This is a genomic window from Pseudomonas marginalis (genome assembly GCF_900105325.1).
GTDB classification, from domain to species: domain Bacteria; phylum Pseudomonadota; class Gammaproteobacteria; order Pseudomonadales; family Pseudomonadaceae; genus Aquipseudomonas; species Aquipseudomonas marginalis.
Map to the genome: position 1 here is coordinate 2,415,940 of NZ_FNSU01000003.1, position 24,809 is coordinate 2,440,748.

The window sequence follows — 24,809 nt, forward strand, 5'->3', positions numbered from 1 at the left end:
AATTCAAAGCCTGTTGATCGGCTAGAATGGCCGCCTTGCCTTTACCGAGCCGCCCATGAACCCCGTAACCCACGCCCAGCTCGACTGGGATGATCAAGGTCGCCCGCACTCGCGGGTGTTCGACGACGTGTATTTCTCCGACCAATCGGGCCTGGACGAAACCCGCTATGTGTTCCTGCAACAGAACCGCTTGCAGGAGCGCTTCGCCGCCCTGCCGGCGGGCGGGCGTCTGGTGATTGGCGAAACCGGCTTCGGCACCGGCCTGAATTTCCTCTGTACCTGGCAGTTGTTCGAGCAACACGCCGTGGCCGGTGCGCGCCTGCATTTTGTCAGCGTGGAAAAGTACCCCCTGAGCCACGCCGACCTGCAACGCGCCCTCGCCCTCTGGCCCGAGCTGGCGCCGTTCGCCGAGCAACTGCTGGCGCACTACATCGCCATCCACCAAGGCTTACAGCGCCTGGTGCTGGACAACGGCCGCGTCACCCTCACGCTGCTGATCGGCGATGCCCTGGAACAGTTGCCGCAACTGGATGCACAGATCGACGCGTGGTTTCTCGACGGCTTCGCCCCGGCGAAAAACCCCGAGATGTGGAGCGCCGAACTGTTTGCCGAGCTGGCACGCCTGGCGGCCCCGGGCTCGACCATCAGCACCTTCACCAGCACCGGCTGGGTGCGCCGGCTGATCAACGCCGCCGGTTTCAAGATGAAGCGTACGCCGGGCATCGGCCACAAGTGGGAAATCCTGCGCGGGGAGTTTCTCGGCTGGCCGACCGACACGCCGGCACCGGCCGCCGCCAAACCCTGGTTCGCCCGCCCGACCATGCCCACTGGCGAGCGCCACGCCCTGGTGATCGGCGGCGGCCTGGCCGGCTGCGCCAGCGCGGCCAGCCTGGCGGCGCGGGGCTGGCAGGTCAGCCTGTTGGAGCGCCATGGCGGCCTCGCCCAGGAGGCCTCCGGCAATCCGCAAGGGGTGCTTTATCTCAAGCTGTCGGCACACGGCACGGCGTTGTCGCAGATGATCGTCAGCGGGTTCGGGTACACCCGGCGCCTGCTGGAGCACCTGCAACGCGGGGTGGATTGGGACGGCTGCGGCGTGCTGCAACTGGCCTTCAATGCCAAGGAGGCCGAACGCCAGGCGCAACTGGCCCAGGCATTCGCCCCGCAGCTGCTGCATCTGCTGGATAAGGCTCAAGCCCAGGCTCGCGCCGGGGTGGGCCTGGAACAGGGCGGGCTGTTTTTCCCCGAAGGCGGCTGGGTGCATCCCCCCGCGCTGTGCCAATGGCAGGCGCGCCAGCCAGGTATCGAGGTGCTGGCCCATCATGAGGTGCTGGACCTGCGCAAAGTCGACGGCCACTGGCAGGCCTGGGACGGTGATCGGCTGCTGGCCAGCGCCCCCGTGGTGGTGCTGGCCGGGGCCGCTGAGGTCAAACGATTTGCCGCCGGCGCCGAGTTGCCCCTCAAGCGGATTCGCGGGCAGATCACCCGCCTGCCCCAGACCGCCGCCAGCCAGGCCCTGGCCACGGTGGTGTGTGCCGAGGGCTACGTGGCGCCGGCTCGCCTGGGCGAACACACCCTGGGGGCCAGCTTTGATTTCAACAACGATGACCTCACCCCTACCGCCGCCGAGCACGCCGGTAACCTTGAGCTGCTGCAAGAGATTTCCCCGGACCTGGCCCAGCGCCTGCACGCCGCCGACCTTGCCGCAGAGACCCTGGAGGGCCGCGCCGCCTTCCGCTGCACCAGCCCGGACTACTTGCCGATTGTCGGGCCGCTGGCCGACAGCCTGGCATTCGCCCAGGCCTACGACGTGCTGCGCAAAGATGCCCGCCACACGCCACAGGCCACTTGCCCGTGGCTGGACGGCCTGTACATCAACAGCGGCCACGGCTCCCGGGGCCTGATCACCGCGCCGCTGTCCGGCGAGTTGCTGGCGGCATGGCTGGACAACGAACCGCTGCCCCTGCCCCGCAGCGTGGCCGAGGCCTGTCACCCGAATCGCTTTGCGGTGCGCGGGTTGATTCGCAGCAACGTTGCAAAAACGACCCCGTAGGCGGCGCTTCAACCCGCCGGGGACAATTCGCAGGTGCCCAGCGCATCGAACCTCAACGCCTCCTGGGTCAGGCGTTTGAGCTCGACGAGCTCGGCGCTTTCCCGCGCGCGCTGGATCGCGCCCATCTGGGTGTGATAGTCAGCGTCACCCAAGCTTTCCCTTTGCGCCCACACCGCTTCCATGCGCTCGCCAAAGGGCTGGGTCAGGGTGTCGAACGAACCGCCATGGGTGCGCCTCAGGTAACTGCTCCAGAATGGCAGCTTCACCATATAGTTCAGCAGTTGCGGGGAAAGCTCGGCCTCCTTCAACTGCGCTTCGGCAACCTCCAGCATATGCTCGGTTACCCCAGCCAGGCTGGCGAAGCGCATATGCCGGGGCTGCCCGGGCAAATGAAAGCGCTCCACCAGCCCGGTGCGATAAGCCAGGCTGACCTCCAGCGGATCGAGCGTCGGATGCTCGGCGCTGTGCCGGCTGGCCATGGACTCCAGGCGGTCGAGGCGAAACAAGCCCCTGGCCAACCTGAGCAGCGGCTTGGCCGTGACCCTGCCGCCCTCCACCCGCTGCGGGGCCTCGTGGATTTCAACCAGCACCTCCAGGCTACTGAAGCTCACGGCAGCGGCGTCATCACAGTTCAACGGCGTGGCCGCGCGCTCGAAGACCTCGGCACGCAGTCGGGTATCGCCTGCGGCGGCATCCAGCACGCGCCAGATGCGGCGGTTCATGTCCTCGCGCACGTGGCTGGTGTCGGCGGCTCCGCCCAGGCCGGCCAATAATTTGAACAGGCCGTCGGAGCCGGGTTCATCCTTGAGCCCCAGCCAGGTCTCGGCCTTTTCGGCGAAGTGCGTCGCGCGCTCATCGCCCAGCCACAGCTCACGTGCGGTCTGCTCGTTGAGTCGCGCAATGTCATCCTCCACGAAGCCCATGCCCACGCCGATGGTGTCCGGGTAACGGTTCAAGGCCTGACGAGTGCTGGCGTCCAAAGGGTTATGCCGCACATTGATGACTTCGGTGTGCTCGCGCGGCGCATTGAACAACCATGCCGGCAAACTGGCGATGTCATTGTCCCGCAGGTCGAGTTGCTCCAGGTACGGAACGCGGGTAAAGCCGGTGGGCAGACTGGTCAGCCGGCAGTTGCGCAGCATCAGGTTGCGCAACTCGAACATCTTGTTGACGACCGGCGGGTCCACCAGGGGATTGTTGCTCAGGTCGAGCACGACCAGGCTCTTCAGGTCCGCAAGTTTGGTGCGGGTGTACTCGGTCAGTTGCAGGTGGTTATCGGCCATGTACAGCTGCCTGAGCCACCGCATGTGCTGGAGCACTTCCGGCAGCCGCGTCAGCCGATTACCGTTCAACTCCAGGCTGCGCAGCCCCTTGAAGTGCTTGAGGAAATACGCGACGTCATCGTTCAGCCCCATGCGTTTCAACGACAATTGCCGGACATGCTCGAACTGCACGTGCGCCGGCAAGGTCGGCAACGCCCCGATGGCCATGCCGTCCAGGGACAGGCTCGGCACTTGCCGATGGTGTTCATCCGGCGCCAGCGACGCATATTGCCAACTGCGCTCGATGGCCCGTGCGGCCTGGTGTCGAGCCAGGCGGTAGTCTTGCAGCGCGACGTCCGAGTGTGGCTGCGCCGGTTTGCCCTTGGCCCACAGCCTCAGCGCCCGCTGCAGTGCCTCATAGTGCTGCTCAAGGGTGCGCACGGCTTTGGCCCGGGACAGGTGATCGGTGCCCAAGTCCTGCAGGAAGGTCGACAGGCGCCGGTCATCGAATAACGGGAAGAGTTTGCGAGCTTTGCGCATCAGGCCCGCAGGCTGTGGAGGCAGCGCAGGCGGCGAGCCTTGCACACACGACAGGGCCGGCTCCTCGGGTACCGCGCGCTCGGGCCATAAGTAACGGCCGATGCGATTGCGTTCATCCTGGGCCTTGCCAATCAATGCATGCCGCAACTGGCTGGCCCTGCCGCTCGCGGTCAGGCGCAGCGCGTCGAGTTGGGCGGCAGACAAACTGTTGAGCAACGCCTCGTAGAAACCTTCCGGCCCGCCGGCCAGCGCGCCCAAGGCCTTACCTTGCCCATCGTAGGCGCGAAAGCCCTTGGCCGACTGCACCACGAAACGACTGATATCAGCGCCTGGGTCGCCCACCTGTCCCAGGACAGCGCCCTGTACGCTTTCGCGGCGCACCTGCAAGAACAGATCCTCGGGCCAGCCTGGAACCCGTTGCAGCAAGCCGGTGGCCACGCGCCGTGTCACATCGGTGGCCAGCTCCGGCAAATACAGGCCGGCCAGCGCGTCGTCTTCCTCCAACGCTTCCAGGGCTTCCCGGGCCCACTGGCTGACCCGCAGCGGCACACGCCCGGTATGGCGCAAGTGCCAGCGCTCGGCCGTGGAGGCCTGGGTCATGACCTCCCAGGCCACCCGGATCGGCAATTGCGGCAAGCGCTGCTTGAGCTGGCCGTGATCGGTCTGATCGATGAAATCGGCATCCATGCGCAGCCGCTCATAGACCGCCTGATGCGTGGTCTTGAGCGAGGCGGTGAGACGCCGCGCCAGTACCGCTTGCGCTTCATCGGCGTGGAAGGTGCCGCCGAGCAATTGCGCGGTTTCTTCGGAATCGAGTGCGGCCAGCAGGGTAGGCAGGATCTGTCCGTTCCGCAGTTGTTGCGTGGTGAGGTGGATGCTCAAGTCCTCGTAATCGAACGGCGCGGTGTCTGGATGGCGCTCAAGCAGGTAGCCCTCGTCGTCGAGCAGTTCGAAAAAACGCCCACGGGGCCACCCGTCCATCAGTGGCAGGGCCAGCATCTGCACACGGGTGGTGGCCGCATCGAGCGGTGCTTGATGCTCCATTTGCCAGATCAGGTCGCGAACCCCCTGGTTCAGCTTGAACCGCAGCGCACAGTCGCGCAGCCGCTCCGGCAGCGGCAGGTTCTGCCTGGCCAGTTGCTGCAAGCGCGGTAAGGTCGAGCCGGTGATAGCGGCGATCTCCTGCAGGTGTCCGGCCGGTAAGGCGCTGAGACTGGGGTCCAGCCGCCTCAGGATATAGTCAGGGCTGCGCCATTCATCCGCCTGCTCGAACGAGAACTGCCAGCCGCCCTGGTAGTTGTGGGTCAAGGGTGGCCGATAGGCCGAATCCCGCTGCGGATGCCGGGCTCGCCAGCGCCCGGTGCGGGCGTCAAAGACAATCGAATACAGCGCCCCGTCGACATTCACGTAGGACTGGCCATTGAGCTGATAGACCCCACGCGGGCTGGCCACTGTGCCTTCGAGCGAGACGGTGTGACGATACGGCTCGGTACGACTGCGCCACAAGCGCGTGGACGTGTCGGGCAGCCGCACGGCTTCGAGGCTGTCGTAGAACCCCGCCGCCGACGGTGTGGTTCGCCACAGCCGGCCCACGACTTTTGTACCCGCGGCGAACAACGCCATGGCAGCGAGGTTTTCCGCGATGTTCGTCAGGTGCCTGAGGGCGCCGAGCTTGTCATGGTGCAGCCAGTCATCCACCCCCTCGAACATCTCGCCAAGCAATTGCCCAATGGCCACACCGGTCATCAGTTGGCCCACCACCGGTACCACGAACCCGGCGACGTTGAGCACCGTCAAGCCGACATCCAGGTAATCCTGGATACGCTTGCGACGCGCGTCGTCATCGGCCTGGGCATTGGGAACCGCCAATACCTGCGCATCCAGCTGGATCTTGCCAACGCAGGCATTGAAAAAGAATGTCGACAACTTGTCTGTGACCGGGAGCGGCGCCACCCGCACGACGATGGCCTCCTGGTCAAAACGCTCGAAAAAACCGAAACGCTCGGACTCGTCCAGGTAACCCTTGAAGAAATCACGATAGGTACTGACGTGAAGCTTGAGGGTGAGGTAGAGCTTGAAATGCTCCAGTGATTCATAGCGGTACCACGGCCGCACGGGCTCGTTGGGCATATACACCACGATCGGGCCGCTGGAGAACCCTTCGGCCGATGCACTGGAAAACACCAATACCCCCCACAGGCAGGCGCCGTCGATGTTCAGGCCTTGCCAGGTCAGCGGCTGCTGGTTGAACCACAATTGCCGGATGTCACCGGCGGGCATATCCGCCTTGACCAGGCCCAGCAGCAACGCGCGGGTCGGTGCATCGATATCGCCCTTGGCATGGGCCAGATGCAGGTCGATCTGCATGTCCACGCAACGGGATTGGCCGACCTGCGTCACCGAAGGATTGAAGTCCTGGTCGGGCGCCACCAGGTTGAATACTTCGCGCACATGGGTCTGATAGGCCTCTCCCAGGTTCAGCTCGCGGCAGTAGCCGATAAAGGCCTGGGCGCTGAGGGTTTGCGCAATTCGGCGCCTGGGGCCGATGCGCACCACGGCAGTGGTCGGCGAGCCGCCAGGCTCGGCAGCCGCCTGGGAGAAATTCTGCATGGCCGCTTGCAGCAGGCTGTGCTTCTCCAGGGTAACGGTCTCGACCACCTGGCCGCCCAGGTCCTGGCTGACACCGCTGAACGAGCGCCGGGGGATTTCCAGGGTGTCGTTTTCGATGTCGAGGCCCCCAGGCCCCTTGCCGTCCAGGAAAGCCTTGAGCCGTTCGGCACAGAATTTATCCAGCGGTTGCAGACGGTTCAGCACCCGGTGCAGGGTTTCACGGGGGCGCTCGCTGTCGGCATACGCCTGCTCGATGGCCTGCAATATGTGGGAGTCAGCCTTGACCAACCAGGCCGGCAGCGTGTCATGCAAGACCTGCGCTTTATCCAGGTCGCCGGTGATATTCAGCAGCGCCGCCATCAATTGGTCGTGGGGCACCGGCTCGAGCGCCTGGGTCAAATCAGTGGTTTGCGTCATTCGCAATGTTCCTTTATCGCGTTGAACAATGACGCCAGACGATAAGCGCTGCGACCGCGCAAAAGGGTTCAAATAGCTGCAGGTTCAGCCCGCGCAAGCGTCGATTTTTTGCATCTCGCCTCGACTTAATTACCGCCCCTTTCACCCACGCCGCACAGGCTGCAGGGGTGTTCCGAATGGGGGGCGGCGGTTTGCCATATAACTTATTGATCTAAAACTCCGCGTATAGCCTCGGGTCAGTCCCTAGGTACCCGCCGTTTCGGCGCGTGCATTTCTATCCCTCCCCAACGGAAAAACCGGTAAGGAACCTATGTGCGGATTAGCTGGCGAGTTACGTTTCGATCACCAACCTGCGGACCTCGCAGCGGTGGAGCGAATTACCCATCACTTGGCACCCCGCGGCCCTGACGCGTGGGGCTTCCATGCCCAAGGGCCGATTGCCCTGGGCCATCGACGCCTGAAAATCATGGACCTGTCGGACGGCTCCGCCCAACCGATGGTCGACGCCCAACTGGGCCTGTCCCTGGCATTCAACGGCGCGATCTACAACTTCCCGGAATTGCGCCAGGAGCTTGAAGCCCTGGGTTACGCCTTCTATTCCGGCGGCGACACCGAAGTGCTGCTCAAGGGTTACCACGCCTGGGGCGAAGCACTGCTGCCCAAGCTCAACGGCATGTTTGCCTTTGCCGTCTGGGAGCGCGATGCCCAGCGCCTGTTCATCGCACGTGACCGTCTCGGCGTGAAGCCGTTGTACCTGTCGCGCACCGGTCAGCGCCTGCGCTTTGCCTCGGCCCTGCCGGCGCTGCTCAAGGGCGGTGATATCAACCCGATCCTCGATCCGGTGGCGCTCAATCACTACTTGAATTTCCATGCCGTCGTGCCCGCTCCGCGCACGCTGCTGGCGGGCATTGAAAAACTGCCGCCGGCCTCCTGGATGCGCATCGATGCCGAAGGCAACACCGAGCAGAAAACCTGGTGGACGCTGCCCTACGGCCCCCATGAAGATGAAAAAAACCTGAGCCTGGAAGACTGGACCGACCGCGTGTTGGACAGCACCCGCGAAGCCGTGGCCATTCGTCAACGGGCGGCCGTGGATGTCGGTGTTCTGCTTTCCGGCGGCGTCGACTCGAGCATGCTCGTCAGCCTGCTGCGTGAAGTCGGCGTGCAGGACCTGTCGACTTTCTCCATCGGCTTTGAAGACGCCGGCGGCGAGCGCGGCGACGAGTTCCAGTATTCGGACCTGATCGCCAAGCACTACGGCACCCGTCACCACCAACTGCGCATTGCCGAAAGCGAGATCATCGAACAACTGCCGGCGGCGTTCCGCGCCATGAGCGAGCCGATGGTCAGCCATGACTGCATCGCCTTCTACCTGCTGTCGCGGGAAGTGGCCAAGCATTGCAAGGTGGTGCAGAGCGGCCAGGGCGCCGATGAGCTGTTCGCCGGTTACCACTGGTACCCGCAGGTGGATGGCGCCAGCGACCCGTATGCCGCCTACCGCGAGGCGTTCTTCGACCGCAGCTACGATGACTACGCCGCCACCGTCGCACCGAAATGGCTGACCGCCAACGACGCCGCCGGCGACTTCGTGCGCGAGCATTTTGCGATGCCCGGCGCGGACGCCGCCGTGGACAAGGCCCTGCGCCTGGACAGCACGGTGATGCTGGTGGATGACCCGGTCAAACGCGTCGACAACATGACCATGGCCTGGGGCCTGGAAGCGCGCACGCCGTTCCTCGACTACCGCCTGGTGGAACTGTCGGCCCGTGTACCGGGTAAATTCAAATTGCCCGACGGTGGCAAGCAAGTGTTGAAAGAGGCCGCGCGCCGGGTGATTCCGAGCGAAGTCATCGACCGCAAGAAAGGCTACTTCCCGGTGCCGGGCCTTAAGCATTTGCAGGGCGACACCCTGAATTGGGTGCGCGAACTGCTGCTGGACCCAAGCCAGGATCGCGGCCTGTTCAACCCGGCCATGCTCGACCGCCTGCTCACCGACCCGCAAGGTCAATTGACCCCGTTGCGCGGCTCGAAGCTGTGGCAACTGGCCGCGTTGAACCTGTGGCTCAGCGAACAAGGAATCTGATTGATGAAACCCCATGCAGCGGCTTACAGCCAACGCTTGTTAAAGGGCCAGGCGCCCACCTACGAGCGCCTGCAAGCGCGCCTGGCCGAAGATGGTAGCCCGCTGGCCGCCGAGCCGATTGCGGTGCATTGCGGCTGGGGCCGGCTATTGATCGGCCATACCTTCCCGGACCCGGCCAGCCTGGCCCAGGAGCTGCTCAACGAACAGCCCGGCGAGCGCGATATCGCGCTGTATGTGGCCGCGCCCCAGCAGATCCTCGGGATTGATCCGCAGCAGTTGTTCCTCGACCCATCCGACACCCTGCGCCTGTGGTTCAGCGACTATCGCCCGTCCACCCGCGTGTTTCGCGGTTTCCGCATTCGCCGGGTGCAGAGCGAGGCCGATTGGCTGGCGGTCAACCAGTTGTATCAAGGCCGCGGCATGCTGCCGGTCGACGCCGAACGCCTGACACCGCGCCATGAAGGCGGCCCGGTGTACTGGCTGGCCGAGGACGAAGACAGTGGCGCGGTGATCGGCAGCGTGATGGGCCTCAATCACCAGAAAGCCTTCCACGACCCGGAAAACGGTTGCAGCCTGTGGTGCCTGGCGGTCGACCCGCTGTGCACACGCCCCGGCGTGGGCGAAGTGTTGGTACGCCACTTGGTGGAGCACTTTATGAGCCGTGGCCTGAGCTATCTCGACCTGTCTGTGCTGCACGATAATCGCCAGGCCAAGAACCTCTACGCCAAGCTCGGCTTCCGTGCGCTGACCACCTTTGCGATCAAGCGCAAGAACGGTATCAACCAACCGCTGTTCCTCGGCCCCGGCCCGCAGGCGGGGTTCAACCCGTATGCGCGGATCATTGTCGAAGAGGCCCATCGACGCGGCATCGATGTGCAGGTGGATGACGCCGATGCCGGTTTGTTCACCCTCAGCCATGGTGGCCGCCGCGTGCGCTGCCGCGAGTCGCTGAGCGACCTGACCAGCGCGATCAGCATGACCCTGTGCCAGGACAAGAGCCTCACCCACAAGGTGTTGAAAGCGGCGGGCTTGAAACTGCCTGCGCAACAACTGGCGGGCAGCGCCGATGACAATCTGGAGTTCCTCGACGAACACCAGCGCGTCGTGGTCAAGCCGCTCGATGGCGAGCAAGGCCAGGGCGTGGCGGTGGATCTGCAGAGCATCGAAGAGGTGCAGCAGGCGATCGAAGCGGCGCGGCAGTTCGACAGCCGCGTATTGCTCGAAAGCTTTCACGAAGGCCTGGACCTGCGCATCCTGGTGATCGGTTTCGAGGTGGTCGCCGCCGCGATCCGCCGCCCCGCCGAAGTGACCGGTGACGGCCAGCATTCCATCGGCGCGCTGATCGAAGCCCAGAGCCGACGCCGTCAGGCGGCCACCGACGGCGAAAGCAAAATCCCCGTGGATGCAGAAACCGAACGCACCCTGCACGCCGCCGGCTACGACTACAGCAGCATCCTGCCCCGGGGCCAGACCCTGGCCGTGCGCCGTACCGCCAACCTGCACACCGGCGGTTGCCTGGAAGACGTCACGGCGATCCTCCACCCCACGCTGGTGGACGCCGCCGTGCGCGCCGCACGCGCCCTGGATATCCCCATGGTCGGCCTGGACCTGATGGTGGCCGCTGCCGATCAGCCCGAGTACGTGTTTATCGAAGCCAACGAACGGGCCGGCCTGGCCAACCATGAACCGCAGCCGACGGCGGAGAAGTTTGTGGACCTGCTATTCCCCCACAGTGGATAGCCTCAAGTTACAAGCTGCAAGCCTCAAGCCTAGAGCAATGCCGGCAAGCCTCAGATACCGCTTTTAACTTGAAGCTTGCAGCTCAAAGCTTGCAACTAAAGGAAACCTTTATGACCCGAACCATCCCCGAACCGGATCTCAACTACCTGCAAAAAGTCCTGCTGGAAATGCTCGCCATTCCCAGCCCCACCGGGTTTACCGACACCATCGTGCGCTACGTCGCCGAGCGCCTGGAAGAGCTGGGCATCCCGTTTGAAATGACCCGGCGCGGGACCATTCGCGCCACCCTCAAGGGCCAGAAAAACAGCCCCGACCGCGCGGTGTCGGCGCACCTGGACACCATTGGCGCCGCCGTGCGTGCGATCAAGGACAATGGCCGCCTGACCCTCGCCCCGGTTGGCTGCTGGTCAAGCCGCTTTGCCGAAGGCAGCCGCGTCAGTCTGTTTACCGACAACGGGGTGATCCGTGGCAGCGTGTTGCCGTTGATGGCCTCCGGGCACGCGTTCAACACCGCCGTGGATGAAATGCCGGTGAGCTGGGACCACGTGGAATTGCGCCTGGACGCCTATTGCGCCACCCGCGCCGATTGCGATTCCCTGGGGATCGGCATCGGTGACTATGTGGCGTTCGACCCGTTGCCCGAGTTCACCGAGAGCGGGCATATCAGTGCCCGCCACCTGGACGACAAAGCCGGCGTCGCCGCGCTGTTGGCTGCGCTCAAGGCCATCGTCGACAGCGGCGAACCGTTGCTGATCGACTGCCACCCGCTGTTCACCATCACCGAGGAAACCGGCAGCGGCGCTGCGGCGGCCCTGCCCTGGGATGTGAGTGAATTTGTCGGTATCGATATCGCCCCGGTCGCTCCCGGCCAGCACTCCAGCGAGCACGCGGTCAGTGTGGCCATGCAGGATTCCGGCGGGCCGTATGACTATCACCTCTCCCGCCACCTGCTGCGCCTGGCTTCGGATAACGACTTGCCCGTGCGCCGCGACCTGTTCCGCTATTACTTCAGCGATGCCCACTCGGCGGTGACGGCCGGCCACGACATCCGCACGGCGCTGCTGGCGTTCGGTTGCGATGCGACCCATGGTTATGAGCGCACCCATATCGACAGCCTGGCAGCACTGAGCCGGCTGTTGGGCGCGTATATCCTCAGCCCGCCGGTGTTCGCCAGTGACGCACAACCGGCCCAGGGCTCACTGGATCGGTTCAGCCATCAGATCGAGCACGAAACGCAGATGGAGAGCGACACGCGTGTGCCATCGGTGGACAGCCTGGTCGGCCAGAAGTCCTGACGCTGGCAACTGCGGTCCCGGCGCAGTAGGATCGCCGGGATCCATCATCTGAGGCTTGTATGCTGATTCCCTACGACGCACTTGAAGTCGACACCCTGACCCGCCTTATCGAAGACTTCGTGACCCGCGACGGCACCGACAATGGTGACGACACGCCCCTGGAAACCCGCGTGCTGCGGGTGCGCCAGGCGCTGACCAAGGGCCAGGCGCTGATTGTGTTCGACCCGGACAGCGAGCAGTGCCAGTTGATGCTCAAGCACGATGTGCCCAAGCATCTGTTCGACTGACTCAGGGGTTGGTGGCGGGCTGGGATTGCGGGGTTTGACGCTTGAGGATCTTTTGGTACACCTCGGCGCGATGGACATGCACCCCGACGGGCGCAACAACACCAAATTTCACCTGATTACCGTTCAGCTCGAGAATGCGCACGGTGATGTCATCACCGATGGCGATGATTTCGCCTACGGCGCGGCTTAAGACCAGCATGGCGGTTGTCCTTATTGAATGACAGGACCCCGACCATGCGCGCTGGGTGTGGGCGCAGCAATGCCTCGCGGCAAAATCAGGCAATACCTACCTATGCAGGTAAATTGCCTGACAGACTACTGCCTGATCAGCCCTTAACAGCCTGTGCCTTGGCGCGCATCCTGTCGGCCATGGTGGTCATTTCGTCATAGAGCAACTGCGGGTTCTTCTGCTTCAGGGCCCAGGCCATCCGCCCCTGCTCATGGGGCAGGATCATGAATTCGCCCTGCGCCACACGCTGGTAGATGTAGTCGGCAATGTCCGCCGCCGAGATCGGCGAACTCTCCAACAGCTTGCCTACCTGCGCCTTCATCGCCGGTGTGGGCCCACGGAACGAGTCCAACAGGTTGGTCTGGAAGAACGACGGGCACACCACATGCACGCCGACTTCCTGCTGCTTGAGTTCCACCAGCAAACTCTCCGACAGCGCCACCACACCGGCCTTGGCCACGTTGTAGTTGCTCATGGCCGGCCCCTGCATCAGGGCCGCCATCGAGGCGATGTTGATGATGCGGCCCTTGCTCTTTTCCAGCAGCGGCAGGAACGCCTTGCAGCCCTTGACCACGCCCATCAGGTTGATTGCGATCTGCCAGTCCCAGTCCTCCAGCGATAGCTCGGCAAAGAAGCCGCCCGAGGCTACGCCGGCGTTGTTGACGATCACATCGATGCCGCCCAGCTTCACTTCGCAGGCCTGGGCAAACGCCGTGAGCTGGCTGTAGTCGCGCACGTCGCAGCGCTGGATAAAGCCATCGCCACCGGCTTCACGCACTCCCTTCAGGGTGTCCTGCAAGCCTGGCTCGCTGACGTCCGACAAGGCCAACTGCCAACCCTCACGGGCCCAGCGCAGAGCGATTTCACGACCCAGGCCGGACCCGGCGCCAGTGATCATCATGCGATTTTGCATAGGAAGTAGCCTTGTGGTTCACAGAAGAAGTGATCGGCAGTGTAGCGAAGGTTTTTCCTGCACCCACGCACCATCAGAGTGATGAATGCCCCAGGCAAACCGTGGGCCGGGTCGGATGCCTGCCGTCCGCCTAAGTTCAATGTTTTTCAACTAATAAGTGCTGGATGAGCGCGAATTAAAAGAAATAAGCGACTGATCGAAATGCTTTAAAAAAACATGGAATTTTCTGCGAAGCACCAGAGTCGGAGTAGTTAAGGCGTCTGTAATTAACTCTGCAGGCCTATCGTTAAACAACCGGTCTTTGCAGAAAGACAATAAGGAAAAAACCATGAGCCTCATTCTGATCATTATCTTGATCCTCCTGCTGGTCGGCGGCCTGCCGGTATTCCCGCACTCGCGCAATTGGGGTTATGGCCCGTCGGGTATCCTCGGTGTAGTGCTGGTGGTGCTGCTGGTCCTGTTGTTGCTGGGCCGGATATAACCGCCCCGCGATAATAACGAAGCAAAAAAAAGAGGCCTTGAAAAAGGCCTCTTTTTTATTGCCGGTTAATTAGTCCGGCTTACCGTTTACAACACCTGCGGTGTTATCCAGCAAACTCTTGGTCGCGGTTTGCAGGAACGCTTCGAGTTTCTGCTTGAGTGCAGCCTCGTCCGGCGATTCGGCAATCACCTTACCGCTCGGGTTGGCGCCCAGTTCGTATTGCCACAGCTTCGGTGGCATTTCCTTGGGCAGTACCAGAATGCGGTCTGCGGTGACCAAGGCCACGGTCTGGTCGCTGCCCGATGGCTTGATCACGCCAAAGCCCTTGTCGCCTTCCGGCAGGTTCAGCAGGTCGCGGCCCCAGCATTGGTGCAGGGTGTCGCCACCCAGGCGGCCCATGATGGTCGGCACGATGTCGATCTGGGTGCCCACGGTGTGGTCACGCTCGCCGAACTTCTCCTGCACGCCCGGTGCAATCATCAGCATCGGTACGTTGAAGCGACCCAGGTCCATCTCGGTGATCTGCTGTTCGTTGCCGAAGCCATGGTCGCCCACGATCACGAACAGGGTTTCCTTGAAGTACGGCTCCTTGCGGGCCTTTTCAAAGAACTGGCCCAGGGCCCAGTCGGAGTAACGCATGGCCGTCAAATGCTCGTTGAGACTGCCACGGTCAGTGACTTTCTCCACCGGCAACGGCGTCGGCAATGCGTACGGCGTGTGGTTGGACAGGGTTTGCAGGAGTGCGTAGAACGGCTTGCCGCCTTCACGGGCCTTCAACTCTTCCAGGCCACGGTTGAACATGTCCTGGTCGGACACGCCCCACGTCGGGTCGGAGAACACCGGGTCGACGAAGTCGTTGCGGCCGATGAAGTTGGTCATGCCCTGGTTGCTGAAGAAGCCCGACTGGTTGTCCCAGGCGAAGTCGCCGTTATAGACATACACGTCGTTGAAATCACGGGCGCTGAGCAACTGCGGCAGGCCCGACAGCTTGTGGCTGCCTTCCGGGGTCTGCATCAGGTATTCAAAGCCTGGCAGGTTCGGGAAGCAGGCCATGGTGGCGAACATACCCTGGTGGGTATGGGTGCCGTTGGAGAAGAAACGGTCGAACAGCAGGCCTTCCTTGGAGAGTTTGTCGAAGTACGGCGTGATATTGCCGGGACGCCCCAAGGCGCCTACCGAGTGACCGGCGAAGCTTTCCATCAGGATCACGACCACGTTCTTGATCGGCAGGGTCTTCTCGGCCGGCGGCGTGTAGTCGCGGCGCACGGCGGCGATGTCGGTATCGACCAGTTTTTCCTGTGGCAGCACCAGCATGTCACGCACGGTCTGGGTGGCCAGCGGCTGGTCCAGGGTCGCCTTCCAGACATTGGAGCGGTCTTCACCGAACCGGGCCTTGGCCGCCGCGATCAGCGACAAGGTGCCATTGAGGCCCAACTGGTTGGCGAAGTTCGAATCGGTGGTGTACACATCACCCCAACGCAGCGGCGGGCCCTGGCGCAGGGTGCCACGGGCGGCAACCACGGCGATCAGCAGGCATACCACGAACACCGCGATGCGGCTGTACCACGGCGCCACCTGGCGCGTGCCGATGCTGCCACCACTGAACGGACCACGTGGGCGCGTGGCGCGGTCGGCACCTTTGAACGCGATGCTCAGGATCAGCGTGCCCACGGCCCAGGCCAGCAGGTAGCGCACCACCGGGAAACCGTACCAGAGCATGCTCATCACGGTTTTCGGGTCTTCCTTCACATACTGGAAGACCAGGCCGTTGAGGCGCTGGTGGAACTCGCGGTAGAAGTCCATCTCCATCAAGCCCAGGAACAGGGCGATGCTGGACGCAAGGGTCAGCCAGAAGCGGAAGAACCCACGCGCGGCCATGGCCCGTACGCTGAACAGTGCCAGCAGCAGCGGGATCAGCAGGTAGACCACCAGGCGGATGTCAAAACGCAGGCCGTTGGCGAACGCTTCAAGGAAGGTCGAGGCCGGCGTGTCGAGGATCATCTCGCGGTTGTAGACCAGCAGCGCCAGGCGCAGCAGGGAGAGCATCACCATCATGACCAGTGCGCAGAGCAGCGTGTACGCCAGATGGGATTTGACGGTCGGTTGCAGCAGGCGATTAGAAGCTCGCTGCTGACTCAGGGCGTCCGGGTTTGCCATGTCGTTTCAGGACCCATTGGAAGTTTAGTGACGAAGTAGTGCAGTGGCGCGAATGGTGCCCGATCAACGGCATCAAGGCTATTAATTACTGAACGAGCACCGCTGCGCCGCCTTTAAAAGCACCTGAGGCAGGGCCTTGGCAGGGAAAGATAGAGCCGGCGGATTGTCTTGGATAAGATGTGAAAATTGTGTGCAGCGAATATTTCGATACACAAAATGCAGCGAAGAAACGAGCAAGTACCGTAGCAGCTGCCGAGCCTTGGCGAGGCTGCGTGTGCGGTGTGTCTGATACACCGCTGACGCAGCCTCGCCAAGGCTCGGCAGCTGCTACAAGGAGGGTGCGGGGTCAGATCCGCACGTTGCCGCGCGGCCCGGCGATAGCCCAGATGATCAGGCCCAGTACCGGCAGCAGCAGGATCAACAGGATCCACAACACCTTGGCCCCGGTGCTTGCGCCGCTTTTGAACACATTGATGATCGCCCAGATATCCAGCGCCAGGATGATCAGCCCGATCAGACCGTTGAAAGTGGAACCCATGGTGTCGCTCCTAAGTGAGGGCATGCCCTTGTAGGATAGCCAGCCCTGGCCGGGGTTCCGTTTTATTTCAGACGTGCACGGCAACCTTCAGCGCTTCCAGGGACGGCTCGGCCTGGATGCCGACTTCGGCGCACAACGCCAGCACGCGCGGCAGGTCATTGCCGAACACCAGCACCGCCTGGATCTCGTCGTCCAGCAACTGGCTGAAGTTGAGCAGCACATAACCGCCGTCTTCCGGGCTCAGGGCGCTCATCTGGATCTGGATACGGTTCAGGGCGGTGAGGCCGTCAGTCTTGGCCAGTTGCTTGGGTTTGAGGTTGAACGCCACACCCGGGCCGAACGACGCGACGATCTGCGCAAACAGGTCGCCATAGGTATCGGCCTGGAACAGCACGGTATCCGGCAGGCTGCCGACCACCACCCACTCCCCCAGCGGGATCGGAAAGCTGTCGTCGTAGTTGATATCCGGGTTGGCGGCCAGGAAGGCCGCCGGGTCGGCGTAGGCCTGGGCGGCCTCTTCGGCGATGCGCGCCACCTCATCCTCGCCCATGACCCCGGCGCTGATTTTGCTGATAAGTTCGACGAGGGCGGTTTTCATGGGGTGATCCTGTAGCGGGCTGGTTTTTGAGGGCGCACAGCCTACACCAGTTTCTCCAGCTGCGCCGCCGTGTCCTTCGCCCCCATGGTCTGCGCCGCCGCCAGCGCAGTCGCGCCCTGGGCATCGGTGGCCTTGGGGTTGGCGCCTTGGCTGAGCAGGTAGTCGACCATGTCGACGCGGTTGAACATGGCGGCCATCATCAACGCAGTACGACCGTCGGACGAGGCGGCCTCGATCGGCGTGCCCCCTTCAATCAGCGCCTTGACCACCGGCAAGTGGCCCTTGAACGCCGCGCCGGCGATGGGCAGCTGGTTCTTGTCATTGGCGATCAGCGGGTCGGCCTTGAACTCCAGCAGCACTTTTACCGCTTCGGCATGGCCGTGGTAGGCAGACAGCATCAGCAAGGTATCGCCATTGTGATTGCGAAAGTTGGCCGGCAAGCCTTTGGCCAGGAGCGCGGCGAGCATGGCGGCGTCGCCTTTGCGGGCGACGTCGAAGACCTGCTCGGCAAATTCGGCGGCTTCGTCTTCAGTCATTTGTTTGGCGTGGTCTGACATGTGGGGGCTCCTTGTCTGGTGCTTTATAGGCCGCCAGTGTCGCGAGGGAGTTCCCCACTGTCATGCCCTTTTTACCAAAAGCGGCCATAGACAGAATCAATAGCGGAACTGACCACCCTGGATCTGTGCCAACAGTTGCCCGGTGACCGGCACATAGCAGTCCGACCCCGGCAACCAGGCATACACCGGGTCATTGCCGGCCTTGTCCGGATCAAAGGCCTCTTCCTTGAGCTTGACCTTCTGGTACTTAAAGGTACCGGTGGTTTCCATCTTGACCTTGATCCGCAGGAAGAGCGGCACTGCATAGTGCGGCAACTGGCCGTGGGCGAATTGCAGCAACTCGCGCATGTCCAGCGAGGCCAGGGACTCACTCGGGGTGATGGCGACCATGCCCGCACGGCCATTGGTGTTTTCGATCTCGACGCCATAAGCCACCACTTCGGCGATCTGCGGGTGTTGCAGCAGGACGTTCTCGACCTCGGTGGTGGACACGTTTTCACCTTTCCAGCGATAGGTATCCCCCAGGCGATCCACAAATTGCGCATGGCCAAAGCCGATGCTGCGCAACAAATCGCCGGTATTGAAGTAGCGATCACCTTTTTCAAACACGTCGGTGAGTACCACCCGGCGATTCTTTTCCGGGTCGGTGTAGCCGTCGAAGGGCGATTTTTCATCGATCCTGGCCAGTAACAGGCCCTGCCCGCCCGTGGGGACTTTACGCATAAAACCGTCGCTGCCACGCAGCGGCTCGCCGTTGTCATGGGCGTAGTCCACCAGCGCCCAGTGCTGGAGACAGAAACCGATGGTGTTGTCGAAATTCAGCACGTTGGTAAAACCGATATTGCCGTCACTGGCCGCGTACAGCTCGCAGATATGCTCCACGCCATAGCGTGCCTTGAACTGCGCCCACACGCCGGGGCGCAAGCCATTGCCAACCATCTTGGTCACGCGGTTATCAAGGTCGTTTTCACCGGGTGGCTGGTCGAGCAGGTAACGACACAACTCACCGACGTAGCCGAGGGTGGTCGCCTTGAATCGGCGCGCATCGTCCCAGAACTGGCTGGCGCTGAACTTGCGGCGAATGGCGAAGCCCGATGCCCCGACAATCGCCGAGCCCCAACACACGCAAAGGCCGGTGGCGTGGTACAGCGGCAAAGTGCAATACAGGACGTCGTCAGGGCCCATGTCCAGCGCGATGCTGCCGAAGCTGACGGCAGTTTTGGTCCAGCGGCCATGTTTCATGATGCCGGCCTTCGGCAGGCCGGTGGTGCCGGAGGTGTAGATATAGAAGCAAGGGTCGTTAAAGAAGATCTGCGCAGTGCTGGCAGGGTTGTCCACCGGGCACTCGGCGCTCGCAGCCACCAGGTCGATATAACCCTGCGGTACCAGGCTGGACGGTTGATCGGCGACGAACCAGGTTCGATCAGCCGCGATGGCCACCTGATCGCGCACCACGTCATAGGGGGCCACCAGTTCCGCGCCGACAATAATGGCTGCCGGGCTCACCAGGGTCAGGCTGTGCACCAGCGTCGCCTGGGTTTGCGCGGTATTGAGCATCGCGCAGATGCCACCCAGCTTGGCCACGGCCAGCACGTTCAAGAGTAATTCGGGGCGGTTTTCGATAAACAGCGCCACCACGTCACCCTTGCCGATGCCCTGGGCTTGCAGGTGATGGGCAATACAGTTGGCACGCTGGTTGGCGTCGGTGTAGCTGAGCACACGGTCGCCGTACAGCAACGCGTTGCCGTCGGGGTTGCGCAGGGTGGCTTGCTCAAAGTGCCAGCCCAGCCCGCAAGGCTGCGCGGGGTCGGTGACATTGGCGGCACGCATGCCACGCACTACGCGCGGCAAGGCACGGACGATGGCCGGCACCTTACTCAGCAGCTTGCCCCAGGTGATCATGTCGTTGTGCGGGTGACTCATGGAGGAACGTCCTTTTTCTTATTCTTCGTCTGATCCAAAAGCACCGATACCTCCGTAAGCGGAAGGCCGAATGCATTGCAGGAAAATACGTCAGCCGTTCTTCGGCTGTACACGCGGGATTTGAAAAGTTTTGTATCCCAACCGGCATGCCCTCAAAAAAGGAATTTAGCTGCGCAGAAACAGTCTTTACGAGTATCGACGCGCCCATCCCACCCTATCGAGTAGCGCAAAATGCAGGATGCATGATGGCCATTCATGCAAATTGCACGAAATCGAAAATCCAAGACATTTTCAATCTGTTGATTTATAACGATATTTTTATAAATCATGAGCTGGCACAATCACTGCACCTATCACTCCATGCTTGCCAACTTGAGCCAACGGAGCTGATAGACATGAGCCTGATCCAAGATAAATTCGCTTCAGTATTCTCCAACTACGATGTCACCACCCAGCCACGTCCCGACGGCGGCATCCTGTTGACCCTGCGCAACAGTGACGGCAAGCAGGTCAAGCGTTCGATCTCTTACCAGCAGTTGCACACCGCCGATCAATTGACCTGGGTGATCAGCGCGATTCGTCGCGACTTGGCCGAACAAGCCAGTGAATTGCCGCAAATTTCCATGCTGCAAAGCCAGAACCGCTTTGCCCTGCCGACCTACCACTCGGCGTAAATACCGCAGTCATGAAAAGGCCGCGACGCTATTGAGCGTCGCGGCCTTTTTATTGATGTGTGTCAGCACAGGCCTTGGCGAGCCGCCTCATTCATCGCCTGCACGCGGTTAGTGACTTCCAGCTTGCCGTAGATATTGCGCAGGTGGAATTTGACGGTGGCTTCGGACGTGGCACGAATCTGGCTGATTTCCCAGACAGTCTTGCCCTCCGAGGCCCAGCGTAAGATCTCCAATTCCGCTGGAGTCAGGGGCTTACCGGACAGGCTCAGGCGTCTCCTGACAGCATTGGTTACGACACACGGCGGCGGACACGACTCCTCTGGGCCATTCATTACATCTCTCCTTTTATTGGCTGATGCCCTACCACCATTCGGATTCCTCCTATTGACAGGTGGCACAAACACTGGCGACGCAGAGAGTTACATAACGAATGGTTTCAGTGCGCATTGCCCTGGATAAACAGCCAAACCCTACGCGTAACTAAGCTTATTCCCACAACAACTTCCAACTCGCCGGGGTTGAAGATTCCAATTACCTGAGTTCAATCGTCCAAACCTGGGAAATGGCTGGCAACATCGTCGCCGGTGAACGTCGGTACACACCCCTGCGCGGTGTTGAACAAGTGCAGCATGACCAAGTGGGGGTTCTCGCCCATATCAAACCAGTGCGCCATGCCAGCCGGGATCACCAGCAGGTCGTTTTTCTCACAACGCACGGCATACACGTAGTCGCCAACATGCAGGTTGAACAAGCCCTGGCCGGCGATGAAAAAACGCACTTCGTCTTCGCTGTAGCGGCGTTCATCCAGGAACCGGGCACGCCATTCGGCTTTTTGCGGGTGGTCGCTGGTGACACTGAGCACCGCCACCGCACCGTAGCCGAGGGCATCGATCTGCGGCTGATAGGCGGCAATCATCTCAGCGTCGCTGGCGCCCCTCTCGATCAGGGCAGGCTGCCAGCGCTCGAACCGCACACCGTGCTCGGCCAGGGTAGCGGCGATGTCGTCGACATGGGTCAGGACCTTGTTCGGGGTATCCGGTGAAGCGACGGGGTAGACGGCGACATAACTCATTGAAGGGTTCCTTGGTTCTGCTCTTGCAATCGAAAACCGATGATAGCGGCCGCGGCCAGGGCGGCGACGCTGGCAATACTAAAGGTGAAGGTCGGCCCCAGCAGGTTCCAGCTGTAGCCGGAATACAGCGCACCCAGCGCACCGCCGGTGCCGGCCAGGGCGGCGTACAGCGCCTGGCCCTGGCCTTGTTGCTTATCGCCAAAACTGCGCTGCACAAAGGCAATCGCCGCCGCGTGAAAACTGCCGAACGTGGCAGCGTGCATCACCTGCGCCAGCAACAGTACCCACAGCAGTTCGGCAAACGAGCCCAGCAGCAGCCAGCGCAGGGCCGCCAGGAGGAAACTGGCCAGCAGCACCCGGCGTACCGAAAAACGCGTGAGGATGCGGCTCATGCCCAGGAACATCAGCACTTCCGCCACCACCCCCAGGGCCCACAGCATGCCGATCATGCCACGGCTGTAGCCAAGGTGTTCCAGGTGCAGGGTCAGGAAGGTGTAATACGGGCCATGGCTCATTTGCATCAGCGCCACGCAGGCGTAAAACGCCAGTACGCCGGGGCTGCGCAGCTGTTTGAGGAAACCATCAGCGGCCAGGCGATTGCCGTGGCTGGCGGGCTGCGCATTCGGCACCCACAGGCTGGCACCGATGATGCCGGCCATGATCACCACGACCACCACCGGGTAGATATCCAGGCTCAGCCAGTCGAACAGGCGGCCCATGATCACCACGGTGAGGATAAAACCGATGGAGCCCCACAGGCGCACCTGGCTATAGCGCGCGGTCTGTTTTTGCAGGTGGGCCAGGGTGATCACTTCAAACTGCGGCAGCACCGCGTGCCAGAAGAACGCATGCAGGGCCATCACCAGGGCCAGCCAGGCGTAGGTGTGACTGACGAAGATCAGGGAAAAACTCAGCAGGGTGCACACCGCGCCGAAGCGCACGATAGCCAGGCGTCGGCCGCTGTAGTCGCCCAGCCAGCCCCACAGGTTGGGCGCCACGCAGCGCATCAGCATGGGGATGGCCACCAGCTCGCCGATGCGCGCGCTGGAGAACCCCAGGTGGTCGAAGTACAGCGCCAGGAACGGCGCCGTCGCCCCGAGCAGGGCGAAGTAGAACAGGTAGAAGCTGGAGAGGCGCCAGTACGGGAGGGCTGTCACCGCCGCGCCGTCACAGCTGGCCCAGCACCGGGGTACTCACGCGCACATCGGCATTTTGCCCGCGATTGCGCAACAGATGGTCCATCAACACGATGGCCATCATCGCTTCGGCAATCGGCGTGGCCCGGATGCCCACGCACGGGTCGTGACGGCCCTTGGTGATCACGTCCACCGGGTTGCCGTGTACATCGATCGAACGGCCCGGGGTGGTGATGCTCGAGGTGGCCTTGAGTGCCAGGTGCGCAACAATCGGCTGGCCGGAGGAAATACCGCCGAGGATGCCGCCCGCGTTGTTGCTGAGGAAACCTTCCGGCGTCAGTTCATCGCGGTGCTCGGTGCCACGCTGGGACACGCAGGCGAACCCGGCGCCGATTTCCACGCCTTTCACCGCATTGATGCTCATCAGCGCATGGGCCAGTTCGGCGTCGAGGCGATCGAAAATCGGCTCGCCCAGGCCCGGCTTGACGCCTTCGGCGACCACGGTGATCTTGGCGCCGACCGAATCCTGGTCGCGGCGCAGCTGGTCCATGTAGGCTTCCAGCTCCGGCACTTTGTCCGGGTCAGGGCAGAAAAAGGCGTTGTCTTCAACGCTGTCCCAGGTCTTGAACGGGATTTCAATCGGGCCCAACTGGCTCATGTAGCCACGGATGACGATGCCCTGGGTCGCCAGGTATTTCTTGGCGATGGCCCCGGCTGCCACGCGCATGGCCGTTTCGCGCGCCGAGCTGCGGCCGCCGCCACGGTAGTCGCGTTCGCCGTATTTATGGTGGTAGGTGTAGTCGGCATGGGCCGGGCGGAACAGATCCTTGATCGCCGAGTAGTCCTTGGACTTCTGGTCGGTGTTGCGAATCAGCAGGCCGATGGCGCACCCGGTGGTACGGCCTTCGAACACCCCGGAAAGGATCTCGACTTCATCGGGCTCCTGGCGCTGGGTGGTGTGGCGGCTGGTGCCGGGCTTGCGGCGGTCGAGGTCACGCTGCAGGTCTTCCAGGGACAGCTCGAGGCCGGGCGGGCAGCCGTCGACAATGGCGACCAACGCCGGGCCATGGCTTTCGCCCGCGGTGGTGACAGTGAACAGCTTGCCGAAGGTATTGCCGGACATGCAGGGCGCTCCGTGAAATCAGTTGAATCAAGTCAACCGTAATAACTTAAGGCGGCCAGTATACGCAGGCTAACCGACTAGTTCATCCTCGAAACCTTACCGGTAGACCTTGGTCCAACCGGCACCTTCCTCATGATGGCGCGATGATGCTGCGAGTTCTTCTGTTTACCCTGACCCTGTTTACCGCCGTGGCCGACGCCGCCTCCCCTGTCGTACTGCAACGCCCGATCAGCCTGGACACCGGCAGCGGCGAACTGTTTGGCTCGCTGCTGCTGCCGCAGTCCGATAAACCGGTGCCGGTGGTGTTGATCATCGCCGGCTCCGGCCCCACCGACCGCAACGGCAACAGCGCCGACGGCGCTCGCAATGACAGCCTCAAGCGCCTGGCCTGGGTGCTGGCCCGGCACAACATCGCCAGCGTGCGCTACGACAAGCGCGGTGTGGCCGCCAGCCTCGCCGCCACGCCCGACGAACGCAACCTGACCCTGGAGGCCTACGTGGCCGACGCGGTGGCCTGGGGCAAATTGCTCAAGGCCGACACACGCATGGGCCCGCTGATTGTGCTGGGTCACAGCGAAGGCGCGCTGGTGGCTGCACTGGCCGCACCGCAACTCGACCCGGCCGGGGTGATTTCCCTGTCCGGCAGCGCCCGTCCGGTCGACCAGGTGATCCGCCAGCAACTGGCCGATCACCTGCCCCCTGCCCTGCTGCTGCGCAGCAATGAAATCCTCGATCACCTCAAGGCCGGTCAGGTGGACGCCGATGTGCCTGGCCCGCTGGAGGGCATTTTCCGACCCAGCGTGCAGCCGTATCTGATCAGCCTGTTTCGCGCCGACCCTTCAGCGGCGTTTGCAAAACTGCGCATGCCGGCATTGATCATCCAGGGCACCAACGATATTCAGGTCGGTGTGGGCGACGCCGAGCAACTCAAAAGGGCCAAGCCCGATGCCGAACTGGCGGTGATCGAAGGCATGAACCACGTGATGCGCATCGTGCCCAACGACGTAAAGCAACAATTGGCCTCCTACAACGACCCGCAATTGCCGCTCGCCGCTGAGCTGGGCACCCGCTTGGCAGGCTTTATCGACGGACTTCAACCCCGTTAAGCGACAATTTGCCTCCAG

At 62.5% G+C, this 24,809-nt stretch carries 20 protein-coding genes; 8 read left to right on the forward strand and 12 right to left on the reverse strand.

All coding sequences use genetic code 11. The features are described 5' to 3' along the window. Positions 1 to 55 precede the first annotated feature (55 nt). Positions 56 to 2,050: a bifunctional tRNA (5-methylaminomethyl-2-thiouridine)(34)-methyltransferase MnmC2/FAD-dependent 5-carboxymethylaminomethyl-2-thiouridine(34) oxidoreductase MnmC1 gene (mnmC, locus tag BLW22_RS20360; RefSeq protein WP_074847382.1), complete on the forward strand. Its 1,995-nt coding sequence runs from the start codon at positions 56 to 58 to the stop codon at positions 2,048 to 2,050. Between the two features lie 8 nt (positions 2,051 to 2,058). On the opposite strand, the gene BLW22_RS20365 is transcribed toward mnmC, so the two are convergent. Beyond that, complete coding sequence (locus BLW22_RS20365) at positions 2,059 to 6,879, reverse strand: NEL-type E3 ubiquitin ligase domain-containing protein (RefSeq protein WP_074847383.1); 4,821 nt, start codon at positions 6,877 to 6,879, stop codon at positions 2,059 to 2,061. 310 nt (positions 6,880 to 7,189) lie between these two features. Here BLW22_RS20365 and BLW22_RS20370 point away from each other — a divergent pair, with 310 nt between their 5' ends. From BLW22_RS20370 to BLW22_RS20385, 4 genes are all read left to right on the forward strand, one after another. Continuing rightward, complete coding sequence (locus BLW22_RS20370; RefSeq protein ID WP_074847384.1) at positions 7,190 to 8,962, forward strand: N-acetylglutaminylglutamine amidotransferase; 1,773 nt, start codon at positions 7,190 to 7,192, stop codon at positions 8,960 to 8,962. Between the two features lie 3 nt (positions 8,963 to 8,965). After that, positions 8,966 to 10,702: an N-acetylglutaminylglutamine synthetase gene (ngg, locus tag BLW22_RS20375; RefSeq protein WP_065926628.1), complete on the forward strand. Its 1,737-nt coding sequence runs from the start codon at positions 8,966 to 8,968 to the stop codon at positions 10,700 to 10,702. Positions 10,703 to 10,812: 110 nt separating this feature from the next. Continuing rightward, on the forward strand, positions 10,813 to 11,997 hold the full coding sequence (locus BLW22_RS20380) for an osmoprotectant NAGGN system M42 family peptidase (protein ID WP_065926627.1): 1,185 nt from the start codon (positions 10,813 to 10,815) through the stop codon (positions 11,995 to 11,997). A gap of 59 nt (positions 11,998 to 12,056) precedes the next feature. Next, positions 12,057 to 12,284: a YheU family protein gene (locus BLW22_RS20385; protein ID WP_003236706.1), complete on the forward strand. Its 228-nt coding sequence runs from the start codon at positions 12,057 to 12,059 to the stop codon at positions 12,282 to 12,284. Position 12,285: 1 nt separating this feature from the next. Here BLW22_RS20385 and csrA read toward each other — a convergent pair whose 3' ends face one another. Both csrA and BLW22_RS20395 read right to left on the reverse strand, forming a co-directional pair. Continuing rightward, positions 12,286 to 12,483, reverse strand: a complete 198-nt coding sequence (gene csrA / locus BLW22_RS20390; RefSeq protein ID WP_065926626.1) for a carbon storage regulator CsrA — start codon at positions 12,481 to 12,483, stop codon at positions 12,286 to 12,288. Between the two features lie 127 nt (positions 12,484 to 12,610). After that, positions 12,611 to 13,426 (reverse strand): SDR family oxidoreductase, encoded by an 816-nt coding sequence (locus tag BLW22_RS20395; RefSeq protein WP_065926625.1) that lies wholly within the window; start codon positions 13,424 to 13,426, stop codon positions 12,611 to 12,613. A gap of 328 nt (positions 13,427 to 13,754) precedes the next feature. On the opposite strand from BLW22_RS20395, the gene BLW22_RS20400 reads away from it, so the two are divergent. Then, a complete protein-coding gene (locus BLW22_RS20400) occupies positions 13,755 to 13,907 on the forward strand; it encodes a DUF3309 family protein (protein ID WP_015885095.1) in 153 nt (50 codons plus the stop codon). A gap of 69 nt (positions 13,908 to 13,976) precedes the next feature. Here BLW22_RS20400 and BLW22_RS20405 read toward each other — a convergent pair whose 3' ends face one another. The 5 genes from BLW22_RS20405 to BLW22_RS20425 all read right to left on the reverse strand — a co-directional run bounded on the left by BLW22_RS20405 (position 13,977) and on the right by BLW22_RS20425 (position 19,680). Further along, complete coding sequence (locus BLW22_RS20405; RefSeq protein ID WP_065926624.1) at positions 13,977 to 16,064, reverse strand: LTA synthase family protein; 2,088 nt, start codon at positions 16,062 to 16,064, stop codon at positions 13,977 to 13,979. A gap of 346 nt (positions 16,065 to 16,410) precedes the next feature. Then, positions 16,411 to 16,602: a PLDc N-terminal domain-containing protein gene (locus BLW22_RS20410; protein ID WP_003172956.1), complete on the reverse strand. Its 192-nt coding sequence runs from the start codon at positions 16,600 to 16,602 to the stop codon at positions 16,411 to 16,413. Positions 16,603 to 16,669: 67 nt separating this feature from the next. After that, positions 16,670 to 17,200 (reverse strand): hypothetical protein, encoded by a 531-nt coding sequence (locus BLW22_RS20415; protein WP_065948604.1) that lies wholly within the window; start codon positions 17,198 to 17,200, stop codon positions 16,670 to 16,672. A gap of 41 nt (positions 17,201 to 17,241) precedes the next feature. Next, the gene (locus BLW22_RS20420) at positions 17,242 to 17,757 is read right to left on the reverse strand and encodes an ankyrin repeat domain-containing protein (protein WP_027603945.1); all 516 of its coding nucleotides are present in this window, start codon (positions 17,755 to 17,757) and stop codon (positions 17,242 to 17,244) included. A gap of 96 nt (positions 17,758 to 17,853) precedes the next feature. Further along, a complete protein-coding gene (locus tag BLW22_RS20425) occupies positions 17,854 to 19,680 on the reverse strand; it encodes a long-chain-acyl-CoA synthetase (protein WP_074847385.1) in 1,827 nt (608 codons plus the stop codon). A 395-nt stretch (positions 19,681 to 20,075) separates the two neighbouring features. Between BLW22_RS20425 and BLW22_RS20430 the strand changes: the two genes are divergently transcribed. Continuing rightward, the gene (locus tag BLW22_RS20430; protein WP_027603943.1) at positions 20,076 to 20,354 is read left to right on the forward strand and encodes a DUF3509 domain-containing protein; all 279 of its coding nucleotides are present in this window, start codon (positions 20,076 to 20,078) and stop codon (positions 20,352 to 20,354) included. A 62-nt stretch (positions 20,355 to 20,416) separates the two neighbouring features. Here the strand turns inward: BLW22_RS20430 and BLW22_RS20435 are convergent, their stop codons facing one another. From BLW22_RS20435 to aroC, 4 genes are all read right to left on the reverse strand, one after another. After that, a complete protein-coding gene (locus BLW22_RS20435; RefSeq protein ID WP_065926621.1) occupies positions 20,417 to 20,686 on the reverse strand; it encodes a response regulator transcription factor in 270 nt (89 codons plus the stop codon). Positions 20,687 to 20,895: 209 nt separating this feature from the next. Further along, entirely contained in the window at positions 20,896 to 21,426 is a 531-nt protein-coding gene (locus BLW22_RS20440) for a 1,2-dihydroxy-3-keto-5-methylthiopentene dioxygenase (protein WP_065926620.1), read from the reverse strand. Beyond that, entirely contained in the window at positions 21,423 to 22,583 is a 1,161-nt protein-coding gene (locus tag BLW22_RS20445) for an MFS transporter (protein WP_074847386.1), read from the reverse strand. Before BLW22_RS20445 ends, BLW22_RS20440 begins: the two co-directional genes overlap by 4 nt. Before the next feature lie 10 nt (positions 22,584 to 22,593). Then, on the reverse strand, positions 22,594 to 23,685 hold the full coding sequence (gene aroC, locus BLW22_RS20450) for a chorismate synthase (RefSeq protein ID WP_027603936.1): 1,092 nt from the start codon (positions 23,683 to 23,685) through the stop codon (positions 22,594 to 22,596). A 143-nt stretch (positions 23,686 to 23,828) separates the two neighbouring features. Here aroC and BLW22_RS20455 point away from each other — a divergent pair, with 143 nt between their 5' ends. Beyond that, positions 23,829 to 24,791, forward strand: coding sequence for an alpha/beta hydrolase (locus BLW22_RS20455; protein ID WP_065948606.1), 963 nt, complete (start codon positions 23,829 to 23,831; stop codon positions 24,789 to 24,791). The last annotated feature ends 18 nt before the right edge of the window (positions 24,792 to 24,809 follow it).

Coding starts and splice junctions, on each gene's coding strand:
- BLW22_RS20365 (WP_074847383.1), bottom strand. CDS start 6,879: ATGACGCAAACCACTGATTTGACCCAGGCGCTCGAGCCGGTGCCCCAC.
- BLW22_RS20430 (WP_027603943.1), top strand. CDS start 20,076: ATGAGCCTGATCCAAGATAAATTCGCTTCAGTATTCTCCAACTACGAT.
- BLW22_RS20405 (WP_065926624.1), bottom strand. CDS start 16,064: ATGGCAAACCCGGACGCCCTGAGTCAGCAGCGAGCTTCTAATCGCCTG.
- BLW22_RS20440 (WP_065926620.1), bottom strand. CDS start 21,426: ATGAGTTATGTCGCCGTCTACCCCGTCGCTTCACCGGATACCCCGAAC.
- ngg (WP_065926628.1), top strand. CDS start 8,966: ATGAAACCCCATGCAGCGGCTTACAGCCAACGCTTGTTAAAGGGCCAG.
- BLW22_RS20425 (WP_074847385.1), bottom strand. CDS start 19,680: ATGAGTCACCCGCACAACGACATGATCACCTGGGGCAAGCTGCTGAGT.
- BLW22_RS20415 (WP_065948604.1), bottom strand. CDS start 17,200: ATGAAAACCGCCCTCGTCGAACTTATCAGCAAAATCAGCGCCGGGGTC.
- BLW22_RS20370 (WP_074847384.1), top strand. CDS start 7,190: ATGTGCGGATTAGCTGGCGAGTTACGTTTCGATCACCAACCTGCGGAC.
- BLW22_RS20400 (WP_015885095.1), top strand. CDS start 13,755: ATGAGCCTCATTCTGATCATTATCTTGATCCTCCTGCTGGTCGGCGGC.
- BLW22_RS20455 (WP_065948606.1), top strand. CDS start 23,829: ATGATGCTGCGAGTTCTTCTGTTTACCCTGACCCTGTTTACCGCCGTG.
- csrA (WP_065926626.1), bottom strand. CDS start 12,483: ATGCTGGTCTTAAGCCGCGCCGTAGGCGAAATCATCGCCATCGGTGAT.
- aroC (WP_027603936.1), bottom strand. CDS start 23,685: ATGTCCGGCAATACCTTCGGCAAGCTGTTCACTGTCACCACCGCGGGC.
- BLW22_RS20395 (WP_065926625.1), bottom strand. CDS start 13,426: ATGCAAAATCGCATGATGATCACTGGCGCCGGGTCCGGCCTGGGTCGT.
- BLW22_RS20380 (WP_065926627.1), top strand. CDS start 10,813: ATGACCCGAACCATCCCCGAACCGGATCTCAACTACCTGCAAAAAGTC.
- BLW22_RS20420 (WP_027603945.1), bottom strand. CDS start 17,757: ATGTCAGACCACGCCAAACAAATGACTGAAGACGAAGCCGCCGAATTT.
- BLW22_RS20435 (WP_065926621.1), bottom strand. CDS start 20,686: ATGAATGGCCCAGAGGAGTCGTGTCCGCCGCCGTGTGTCGTAACCAAT.
- BLW22_RS20385 (WP_003236706.1), top strand. CDS start 12,057: ATGCTGATTCCCTACGACGCACTTGAAGTCGACACCCTGACCCGCCTT.
- BLW22_RS20410 (WP_003172956.1), bottom strand. CDS start 16,602: ATGGGTTCCACTTTCAACGGTCTGATCGGGCTGATCATCCTGGCGCTG.
- mnmC (WP_074847382.1), top strand. CDS start 56: ATGAACCCCGTAACCCACGCCCAGCTCGACTGGGATGATCAAGGTCGC.